Here is an 11,466-nt window from a genome sequence, read left to right on the forward strand (position 1 = left end):
TTAAAATAATAGATTTTTATATTGTAAATTAGTTTGTTTGTTCAAAATCAGGATATAATAAATACTTTTTACGCATCAATTTATAGACCTCTAAGTCAGATGCCCATGAAGCTCTAATATCTTGCTCTGATTTCCCAGCAAGAATTTGCAACCGTAATTGATCTGTACCAGCTAGCTTATCAAAAAAAGCAGGCCGAGCGAAAAAAGTCGATTTGTCAGGAGTTTTATTATAAAAATCCAAAAGGAATTTTAACGTAAACTTATGTTCAGAAGGAATAATATTTCTAAGGTCAAGACCATAATTAACAGCGCCCTTTCCCTCAACATGTTTTGTCATACCATGGCGTTCACCAGGAGTGAAAGTAAATGATCCATATACAGGATTGTTATAGCCAATAATTTGGAATGGCCAGTCCGTTCCACGACCTACAGAAATATCCGTGCCCTCAAAAAGACATAATGATAGGTATAGCCGTACTGACAATGCATTAGGTAGACTTGGGGAAGGGACTACAGGCAGGTCATACATCATCGTGTGGTCATAACCTTGCACCGGAATAATAGTGACATCACATTGTCTGCCATCTTCCAACCACTTTTCGCCATTTATCATCTGCGCCAATTCACCTATAGTCAAGCCATGGATCATAGCTATTTTATGCCAAGAAACATCAGATTTGAATTTATCATCGTGTCTCACAGGTCCATCAACTTGATCTCCATTGGGATTAGGTCGATCTAATATTATTAATTTCTTATTATGCTTGGCACATAATTCCATCACACGATGTAACGACGTGATATAGGTGTAAAAACGAGCACCAACATCCTGTAGATCAAATATCATGACATCAATTGACTTTACAATAGAATCTTGTTTCTGGTTACCCCCATATAAAGTATATAATGGCAATCCAGTTTTTGAATCAACGTCATTATCAAATTTCTCACCTCTCTCCACATCACCCCTAAATCCGTGCTCAGGTGCAAAAGCAAATTTCAGATCTATTTGTTCGTGAAATAGCACATCAACTAAATGTGTTTTTGATTGCCCAACTATAGAAGTTTGGTTCCCCATAACACCTACCTTCTTACCTTTTAACATCGGTAGATAAATAGCTAACTGATCTGCTCCAGTTAAGATTTGAGTGTTATTATTGATAGAAGTAAAAGAAGCCTGATTTACAACTGCTAATTTACTTGCACACGAAGTGAAAGTAAGAAAACTCGTCAATGCAAGGAATGCAAATAGTCTTTTCATATTTAATTAAAATTGATGATAGCCTGTCTATCATACTGCCAAATAGTTAATAATTCGAGAATAAATGTAAGTAGATGTTTTCGTTTTTTTAACTAAACCACTTACAAAAACGCAAAACAAAGTAAGTAGTCACTTTTATTTCAAACAAAATACACATATAACTTTTTAACAGTTTTTAACATAAAAAATAGATAGAAAATCATAAAACACTGAAAAATAGATACTTATTAACAATTTTTAACGTTTACAAAAGCTATATTAGTGTACCATATACACTAGTATGTAACATTTATGATACTAAAGCAAAGTGTAGCATAAAACAGCAATTAAGGATTTATTAAAAATTCAATCCAAAAACATCACACTGGATATAAATACATTTATAAAATCGATTAAATTTCAAACAATCAAAGGAAAAAATGCGAATACAAAAAAGGAGTCCATAAGGACTCCATATATTTACACATTAATTTTCAGCAGCTCTATAGGGAGGATAATTTCAAATCAGCCAATTTTTTTCGCAATTTAACCATGAAAACCTCACCAGGATCAGACTTTGACGTGATATAATTAGGATCTGTTTCTTTCCAATAAGTAGTATTACGAAAGGTTTTGTACTCGTGATGTCCAATCACAAAGTCTATCGGATATTTACTTTTCAATTGTCGTATAAGTGCTTCATTGGCCTTTAACTGTGCAGCGGTAAGTGGATACTTATCCCCGCCAATATTTTCAATACCTATTGCACAATAATTTAAACCAATTGTGTGTCTTGCAAACACGGTATCGGGTAAAAATTGATAAATAGTGCCATCTCTATCGATGACATACTGTGAGGATACGTTCAATGTACTAGCCTTCGTTAATTCCGGCCTACCGGGTAATAATACGGGGTTAAAAGTATTAAAAGTAGCCTGAACACTGTTATTTGCGGTCCAATGAACCACAACTATCGTAGGATGGATATAAGCATTTTCCTGCAATATACCATGTCGATTTTTAAGATACTCTAATGATAGCTGTACACGCTCCGCATTCCAAGTAATCGGCTTTTGAATGATAGTTGGAGTTTGGGCAAAAACTAAAACAGGAAATAGGGTAAAAATTAATCGCAAAAGATTTTTCATATTAATGAAATAATTAGTAAAACGATAAAAAAGAAAGCCGCATTTTATTGCGGCTTTCAAATATAAATTATTCTTTGATATCCCACCAAACTGGGAATGACCAAATATCATCATTCAGAGCATTTGGATGTGACGCTCGCAAGTTTCTCAGCATTATAATTTATTTCATGTGATACCTGACGCACTCTTCTAAACTGTTTTCCTTGCGGTATCTTTGTTTGGGCAGCTGCCGTAACCGTATATTCATAAGGCACTTTCCATCCGGGATAAACAAGGTTGCTAAAATCATATCTCCGCATATCGTTCCAATTTTGTTGTGAAAAGGATAAGGCAATTGATTTTTGAATCATAATTTTAGCTAAAGTAATATTGCCCGCCGTACCAATACCATTACTCAAGAAATTATCTATCTTAACATCTGTCATTGGAGACTTACTCGGGTTTATATTACCATAGGTACTTAATTTCATATTCATCAAATCAATATGTCCCTTAATACCGGATTTGTAAGCTTCAAATGCACCTGCCTTATCCCCTTTATTAAACAATACCTCTGCTTTTATAAAACACATCTCAGGATAGCCTAACAAATGTGTTGGCGCATCAGGTCGAGAGTAAAATGTTCCCGAAGCAGCGACTACACCATCTTTCCATTTATATATATCTGAAGCATCATTGTCGTAGCCCTTGGAGCTACTTTTTATTGATACATAAACAGTATCTCCCCAACGTGCATTATTCGCAGAATTAACATACCAAGTATGGGGAGCTATTGTACGACCATTATTATTAATTGGTACATCGCTTTCATTATATGCAGATGTCAATGGTCCTGCATTCATACGAATTGTTGATTGCATATCCACACCTTTACTCCGAACGAATTTCTTAGGAATACCATACTCTGCCCATGGAAGAAGTTTATCAGCTCTTGGATCTTCAATACCTTTTTGATCAAAGTTAGTCAAGATATCTTCATACCATTTTGTAATAAGCGTGCTCGTATTCATCCCTGCATTATCAAATACAATAGAAGTTTTCACAGGATCGGCAAATAAAATATCACCGATATTATCTGCTTGATCATCAATATGCGACACAGTAGTTCCTTCCCCAATGGACAAGGGCGCATTTTCAAGAGCTAATAATATAGCATCTGGCTTGTACAGACTTGACTTCTTAGATAAGTTATTTAACCATCTTGCTTTTAATCCATAACACATTTTCAACCATTTATTTACATCACCACCATTCCAACTATCGCCTTCAGATAGTGGAGTGGCCGTACTTGGTTGTTGCATTTTAAAATACTCAATCGCTTGATCAATATCTGATAGACAACCTTCGAATATCGTTTTACCGTCATCAAATTTAGGTGTGATCGCTTCACCTAATGCCTCTGTGTAAGGCATTTCACCATACCAATCTACCATCAACATAAAGCCCATTGCACGAATGGCTTTAGTAGCACCTAAATAATGATAAGCACTTTCGGCAGTAGCCTTAGCTTCCATATCCTGGAAATTAGAACCAGCACCTACAAAAAAGAATTGATATGGGGTCGTTGACATGCCCGCGATTGGATTCCAACCAGCAGTCATACTTTGTTGCCCTGAACTATTGACAAAAGTCAATTGTTGTGTTATAAAATTTGCTCTCGTTCCAGCAGTACCTTGCGCATACAAATAATAGTGTTGAATCCAGGCCAATCGACTCTTTACTGAAGCAACTGTACTAGACGGTGTATTGGGGTCGACATTAATATCTAACCAATTTTTACTACAAGAAGAAAATAGGGTTACAACAAGTAGTAATGTTAATATTTTTCTATACTTATTCATGAGTTTCAATCTTAAAATTTAAAGTTTAATCCAAACATCACCCCCGCTGTATTTGGTACACCGTTAAAATCAATACCTACGGAACTTGACCCCACGACTCCAGAACCTGCAGCAGAAGTTTCAGGGTCCAATCCCTTATAATTTGTCCATAGCCATAGATTGGTTCCTGTCAGGGTTGCCGTTAAGCCTTTTACAACATTCGAAATACCTGCATTTTTAAGAACCCCATTTGAAAAGTTATAAGACATAGAAACACTTCTCAACCTTAACCAATTTGTTTTGGTCATAAAATTTGCACTTTCACGAGCATAAAAATCTCTCCAATAATCTTGAATTATACTTTTCCCACTAGTCTGTACACCTTTAACATCATAAAACTGATCGGCTAAAAACGTAAATGTTTTATCCATATAAATTGGATCCAAATCTGTCCCTCCATTGCGTACGGCTCCACTTAAAATCAATTCATCTCGATCTTCCGAACGTTTACTCATACCATTTAATGTCATCGCATAATCGGTTCCATTATAAACATCTCCTCCTATTCTAAAATCCAACAAAAATGATAAATTGAAGTTTTTATAGGTTAAGCTGTTATTGAAACCTCCGGTTAATTTTGGTTCGCGATTACCTATATCATAGGTCAACAGATTATCACTGACAGGCATGCCGGTATTTGCATCTAAAACAACTTGACCATTAGCTGTACGTGTCCATCGGGATCCCGATATTCCCATAAAATTACCACCATTAAATGAAGCTGCCTTCGCATTACCCACTTGAACATCCGTCACATACAAAATATCAACCCCAGCCAATAAATTATCAACAGTACCTTTATTTCTAGACATATTTAAGGTAGATTCCCATACAAAATCCTTTGTAACAATCGGTTTACCTGTTAATGACAACTCCATTCCTTTATTATAAATATCGCCACCATTAACAGAGATAAAGATATAACCAGTAGATTGACCTAAACGTGGAGAGAGGATTTGGTTATAGGAATTATTGGTATAATAAGCATAATCTATACCCAATCGACCATTAAAGAAACGCAATTCAGCACCAATCTCAAAAGAGCCTGTTGTTTCTGGTTTCAAATATGGATTGCCTTTTTGCCAATTATTACCAACTCCAACAATTTCTCCCAGATGAGAGATTGGTCTCCAGAGATAGGTATTGGTAACGTAAGGGTTTGCATCCTTACCTACTCGCGCATAAGAAGCACGTAACTTACCAAAGTTCAACCAATCTAACCCTTTATCCTTTAGCAACTCTGTAAAAACAAAACTTCCACCAACTGATGGGTAAAAATAGGACTGATTCTCCATTGGTAATGTGGAAGTCCAATCGTTCCTTCCTGTTACATTTAAATACAACATATTCTTGTAAGAAGCACGCAACTCACCATATGCACCAAATAAGCGTTTCATAGCATTTGTTACCCGAAATTGCTTATTTGCAGGTTCGATATTTTCAAAACTATAAAAATCTTCAACTTGCAAACGATAACCCATTTTTTGATTGTTAGTCGTCTTTGTTTGCTCTGAAAAGAAACCTACTAAAGCACCCAACTCGAAATCACCTACTTTTTTATTGAAATCTGACATCAAATTAGAAGACCAATAATTAAATTTAAAATCGCTTTCAGACATCATCCCTTCTTGCCACAATGGTTTTACAGCACCACCGGAAGCTAATTTTGTAGAATTTTTAGTCAAATAACTATCTGTACCTACACGGTAAGTGACATTCCACCAATCAAAAATTGGCATGGTCGCATTAAGGCTACCTGTAAAACGTTCGGTATTATCACCAAGTTTATTCTTATTGATTGTCCAATAAGGATTTTCAATATCATCCTGCAACGGTTGTAAGCCTTCAAAAAGTCGATACTTTGTGCCATCATCATTGAGATACTTCTTCATATTCTCACTCCTAGACCAACCATAGAGTGATTCCAAAGCTCCAGAACCTCCCGAACCCCATAAGCCTGCCGAAGTCAATGTCTTATCTGTATTTGATAGCGAGTAGGCAACATTTGCACCAACGATTAACTTACCAAATTTTTGATCACCATTAAATCGAAATGTGGTTTTATCGAAGCTTGTATTCGGAATGATACCTTTTTGGTCAAAGCGGGAACCAGATAAATAGAATGAACCATTTTGATTACCTCCCGATAAATTCACTGAATTATCAAAGATTGTTGAGTTTTGAAAAAAGTCTTCAATATTATTATACATCACATCATCAGCACCAAATTTTTCTCCCCAAGATTGTGTAGTATAGCTATCTAATAACCCTTGACTATTATATATACCCCTTTTGTATTTACTTTGCTGTTCAGGTAATCGATTGACCCAGTTATTGGAAACACGACTTGAAAATCCAATTTCAGTCCGACCATCTTTTCCCTTCTTAGTTGTGATAATAATGGCACCGGCTGCGGCTCTTGACCCATATAAAGCTGCTGCTGCAGGACCTTTCAAAACAGAAACATTATCAATATCTTCTGGGTTGACATCCATTACCCGATTACTATTTGAAGTTGAAGTTGCTTGAGCGCCGTCGAAAGCACTGTTACCTCCAATAACTGTTGAATTATCATAAATAACACCATCAACTACAAATAGTGGCTGATTATCACGTTCTAAAGAAGTACCTCCTCTCAAAATAATTTGTGCTCCTGCTCCTGCTGCTCCCGATGATTGCGTGACATTGACACCAGCAATTTTACCTGCTAAAGAGTTAATTACATTTGCCGTTTTATTCTTCATCAGCTCGTCCGATTTGATATCCTGAACAGCATATCCCAAAGCCTTTTTCTCCTTCTTTATTCCCATGGCCGTCACAATAACCTCGCTCAGAGCCTCTTCACTGCTCGAAAGCGAAATATTTACGGTAGAGCTTGAACCCACGGTCTCTCGCATTGGCTTGGAACCAATGGTACTAAAAATAAGCACATCTCCAGATTCGGCTTTGATTGTAAAACTTCCATCTGGATTGGTTTGCGTACTTACAGCTTTGCCTTTTATGCTTACTGTAACATTCGACATGGATGTTCCATCAGATGCATTGGTCACTTTTCCCGAAATAGTTTTCGTTTGTGCCCATAAACTGGTAGATAACATCACTCCCGAACAGAATAAGAGTAATTTTCTATTCATAATAATAAGTTAGATAGTAGCAATTGTTCATATCGGATGGTTCTATCCCGACAGGTTTATAATAATTATACTACAATAGTATAAAAAGGTTCTAAGTTTTGCAATATTATGCGCAATTATTTTTCAAATAAGCCTAAAAACACACATTGAAGCGTTTAATATGTAACACAATCGATTGAAATTGCATGATTAAGAAAAATAAAACGCAAAATAAAGCACGAAAACTCACTACACTAACTCAATTACATAAATCAACCCAATGCTATTTTCACATCATAATGCTGTCTGATATAATTAAGCTGTTCTTCAGAATCAAATTCTATATCCAAGATTGCCCGTTCCCGCTCTCTTTCAATTTCAATCTTAACAATACTGTTATAAAATCGAAAGACCTCTTTTTCACTCCCTAATATTAAACGTGGCACACGAACAGATTTCCCATTAGCATCCTTTGCCACCATCGTAAAATAAGATGAGTTGCAATGTTTAGTTTCACCGGATTGTATATTCATCGATTCAACACGAATACCAACCTCCATCGAACTATTGCCTACAAAATTGACTGATGCGATAAGCGTCACCAATTCACCAACTTCAATAGGTTTTAAAAAATTAACTTTCCCTACGGATGCCGTCACACAGTAATGCCCGGAAAACTTAGAGGCTACTGCAAATGCGATCTGATCCATCAACGATAGTACATAGCCACCATGTATCTTACCTCCAAAATTGGCATTCGAAGGCAACATCAATTGCGACATCCGTATAACAGATTCACCGGCTTTTTTATAAACTTCTTCCATAGAACTAAATATAGCTTGGAAAAATTCTAATTCCAAATCGTCACATTTCAATCAATAGCGCAAAAAAAATCTATCAAAACCTATTAAATAGCTTATGAAACTATTTCATCGAAACAAAAAAAGGGGATATCCGCCTTGGATACCCCCTTTCAATAAATTCTTGATCACTATTTTATCTCTTCTGCTATATAGGGACTTTCATTACTCAATCGGTCCACTGCTTTAACCGCAACATATTGCAATTTTTTGCCATTCTTACTTTTCATAAGTTCCTTAGCCGTCACTGAAGGATCTAAAATCTCATACGACCACTCGCCACCATAATTGGTATAAAGCACCCAATGAAAAACTTGATCCACTTGTTTATGTTGCCACTTCGCAAATACAAACTCCTTCTCTGGTGTCAACAACAATGATGGCTTCAGCATCGGATTCGCATTCAACCAAGGTGTTCTTGGGATCAACACTTTATTCTGGTAAGGACCTTCAAAAACCGCCTTTGTCATCGCTGGATTTTTAATCAAACCAGCTAAACTCCAATGAACAATACCTTTACTATTCGGCACGATATTGCGCATTGCGGCAATTTGATTTACAATTTCAGTTGGGTGTTTCTGCCGTACGCTTCCCAACAGTATTGATACCTGGCCACAAATGTCTATGCATCGTATTTTCACTTTCCCACCATTTCAATAAGGTCGTAAAGCTTTGTTTAGCAGGTTGAATAGGCCAGTACAATTGTGGAGTGTAATAATCAATCCATCCCTTGTTCAACCAAAGTTTTGCATCTGCATACAATTGATCATACTGACTGGAGCCTTGAATACCTGCAGGATAACCCGGCTTCCATATTCCAAATGGACTAATTCCAAATTTTACAAAATTCTTCTCTGCTTTAATTTCTTTATAGATACGTTCAACAAATGTATTGACACTATTTCTACGCCAATCTGCACGCGCCAATGTCCCACCGCTTTTTTTATAGTCATTCCAGCTGTCATTATCTGGAAAATCCTGTCCACCGTTGTATTCGGCATACGGATAGAAATAATCATCAAAATGAACGCCATCAATATCATAACGCTTAACAATGTCCATCACGACACGAACAGCATGATCCTGTGTCGATTTTTTCGATGGATCAAACCAATACCATCCTTGTTTTAGACGAACGACTGAATTTGGCATTTTTTTAGCCATGGACGATTCCGTCACTTTTCCACCAGAGGTATGATGCGCACGATATGGATTTAACCAAACATGTAATTCAATACCTCTTTTATGTGCCTCTTCGACCCAATATTCCAATGGATCATAATATGGAAAGGGTGCTTTCCCCTGCTCTCCGGTTAAAAAATAAGACCAAGGTTCTAAATCACTTTTATACAAAGCATCGGAAGAAGGACGTACCTGAAAAATAGCTGCATTAAAGTTATTTGCTTTCAAAAAATCCAAAATCTGGATTACTTCTTGCTTTTGTTCAGCCGTAGACAAAAAATTCTTACTTGGCCAGTTGATATTTGCGACTGAAGCAATCCAGGCAGCACGAAATTCACGTTGTACCTCAGGAAGCTCAACAACAACTTCTTTAGGTGTTTCAACCTTTTTCTCTTGAATAGTAGTTTTTACTTTTTCACGTTGAGGTTTATCCTTTTTATCGGGATGCTGTTGCACAACAACTGCGGGAGTGCCCTTTACTTCCTCTTGTTTTCTATTCTTTTTTGAAGAACAGGAAAATAAGAACAGCGCAAAAGTCAATATTAATAAGTGATGTTTCATCTAAAAATGTTAATGTGATGTTTCAGAATTAAGCTACAAACTTAGATAAATTTGTTTCATATACAATGCAATTAAAATTGTATATGAAACAAATTATACCGATTTATTCTTAATTGTAAAGATTTTTTTTATACAAAAATGTATGGTTTAAATTTCTGTATCAGTCTAATTATTACGATATCAACTCTCCTTTAACCATCACGTTTTGAAGTTCAAAATCTGAAGAGAATATCAACAAATTGGCGATACTACCGCAGTTCAAGTTACCAATATCTGATCTTTTAAGTAGTCGCGCTGGATAGGTTGTAGCCATACGAATCGCTTCCTCCAAGGGAATATCAACCCGAAGTACAGCATTCTTAACAGACTCAAACAAGGAAACTGCGGCTCCTGAAATCGTACCATCAGGAAGTGAATAATAACCATCGTTGAGTACATGTTGATAAATCCCCTCCGAACATGCAGCAACAGCGTCCGTAATCAAAAACAAACGCTCACCCATCTGTTTTTTCGCAATTTTCACTGCTTCAAAATTGACATGGTGCCCGTCCACTATGATACTCGAACAGGCTGTCGGATGATTGAAGATAGCCCCTACCATACCTATTTCTCGATGATGCAACGGAGACATGGCATTGAACAAATGCGTACTTGTTGGTATACCTAAATCAAAACCTTTTATCCCTTCTATAGATGTAGCATCGCTATGTCCAGCACTTAATAATAGTTCATAAGATTGTAGGTATTCTAGCACATCATCATCCATACACTCCGGAGCAATGGTCATCATTTTCACTACCATATTGTGCTCACCAAGCAACTCTTTAATGTTTTCTTTCGTAGCTTTCACAATCAATTCTGCAGGATGCGCACCACGCTTCTTCACATTCAGAAAAGGACCTTCAAGATGTAAACCCAACAGCGCATCATGGTGAAAATGACTCGCAACCCGAATAGCTTCTTTAAAAACTGAAAAAGTATTCGTTGCCAAAGTCATCATATATGAAGTGGTACCTTTGCTCACCAATCGGTCCGAAATTCGCTGTAATGATTCAGAGGTCAATTGAGCAGAAAAAAGATCGTCTCCATCACCATATAACTGTAGGTCAATTAAACCCGCACAGATATTGGCTCCATGCACATCTATCTGTTGGCAATCATCAGGAATTTCTGCAGGATCGACCATCGCTATAACTTTACCATCTTCCACAATAAGTGCTCTATTTTCAAACAGGTCATAATCTGAAAAAATCCTTCCGCCCACTAAAGCAAGTTTATTCATTGTCTTTTATTTTTGATTCTTTAAAGATAATCATTGCGATTATCAAAATACAAGCGTAACTTAGTTCCATGTACTTTTTTAGAAAAAAAGACCCCAATCGCCCCACGAACGGCAATCTAAAAGCTATGCACATTATCAATGCTATAGCAATCATCGTATTCATTCTAGCGCTGATTTATAAAATTTTCATAGCATCCTAA

The 11,466-nt window shown here is 36.5% G+C and carries 9 protein-coding genes; 1 reads left to right on the forward strand and 8 read right to left on the reverse strand.

What is annotated here, in order from left to right; all coding sequences use genetic code 11:
• Window positions 1-28: 28 nt before the first annotated feature.
• The 8 genes from ACFX5U_RS19655 to nagA all read right to left on the reverse strand — a co-directional run bounded on the left by ACFX5U_RS19655 (window position 29) and on the right by nagA (window position 11,266).
• The gene (locus ACFX5U_RS19655) at window positions 29-1,261 is read right to left on the reverse strand and encodes an exo-beta-N-acetylmuramidase NamZ domain-containing protein (protein ID WP_400261810.1); all 1,233 of its coding nucleotides are present in this window, start codon (window positions 1,259-1,261) and stop codon (window positions 29-31) included.
• 482 nt (window positions 1,262-1,743) lie between these two features.
• Window positions 1,744-2,388: an N-acetylmuramoyl-L-alanine amidase gene (locus tag ACFX5U_RS19660; protein ID WP_400261811.1), complete on the reverse strand. Its 645-nt coding sequence runs from the start codon at window positions 2,386-2,388 to the stop codon at window positions 1,744-1,746.
• A 110-nt stretch (window positions 2,389-2,498) separates the two neighbouring features.
• Window positions 2,499-4,229: a SusD/RagB family nutrient-binding outer membrane lipoprotein gene (locus ACFX5U_RS19665; protein ID WP_400261812.1), complete on the reverse strand. Its 1,731-nt coding sequence runs from the start codon at window positions 4,227-4,229 to the stop codon at window positions 2,499-2,501.
• A gap of 11 nt (window positions 4,230-4,240) precedes the next feature.
• A complete protein-coding gene (locus tag ACFX5U_RS19670; protein ID WP_280565144.1) occupies window positions 4,241-7,402 on the reverse strand; it encodes a SusC/RagA family TonB-linked outer membrane protein in 3,162 nt (1,053 codons plus the stop codon).
• 251 nt (window positions 7,403-7,653) lie between these two features.
• The gene (locus tag ACFX5U_RS19675; protein WP_400261813.1) at window positions 7,654-8,241 is read right to left on the reverse strand and encodes an acyl-CoA thioesterase; all 588 of its coding nucleotides are present in this window, start codon (window positions 8,239-8,241) and stop codon (window positions 7,654-7,656) included.
• Window positions 8,242-8,372: 131 nt separating this feature from the next.
• Window positions 8,373-8,837: a hypothetical protein gene (locus ACFX5U_RS19680; RefSeq protein ID WP_400261814.1), complete on the reverse strand. Its 465-nt coding sequence runs from the start codon at window positions 8,835-8,837 to the stop codon at window positions 8,373-8,375.
• Window positions 8,806-9,984 (reverse strand): glycoside hydrolase family 10 protein, encoded by a 1,179-nt coding sequence (locus tag ACFX5U_RS19685; protein WP_400261815.1) that lies wholly within the window; start codon window positions 9,982-9,984, stop codon window positions 8,806-8,808. The genes ACFX5U_RS19680 and ACFX5U_RS19685 overlap by 32 nt, the downstream gene beginning before the upstream one ends.
• A gap of 172 nt (window positions 9,985-10,156) precedes the next feature.
• Complete coding sequence (nagA, locus tag ACFX5U_RS19690) at window positions 10,157-11,266, reverse strand: N-acetylglucosamine-6-phosphate deacetylase (RefSeq protein ID WP_400261816.1); 1,110 nt, start codon at window positions 11,264-11,266, stop codon at window positions 10,157-10,159.
• Between the two features lie 68 nt (window positions 11,267-11,334).
• On the opposite strand from nagA, the gene ACFX5U_RS19695 reads away from it, so the two are divergent.
• Window positions 11,335-11,466, forward strand: coding sequence for a DUF6728 family protein (locus ACFX5U_RS19695; RefSeq protein ID WP_349775108.1), 132 nt, complete (start codon window positions 11,335-11,337; stop codon window positions 11,464-11,466).

This window comes from Sphingobacterium sp. SG20118 (assembly GCF_044740685.1).
In the GTDB taxonomy this organism is placed as follows: Bacteria; Bacteroidota; Bacteroidia; order Sphingobacteriales; family Sphingobacteriaceae; genus Sphingobacterium.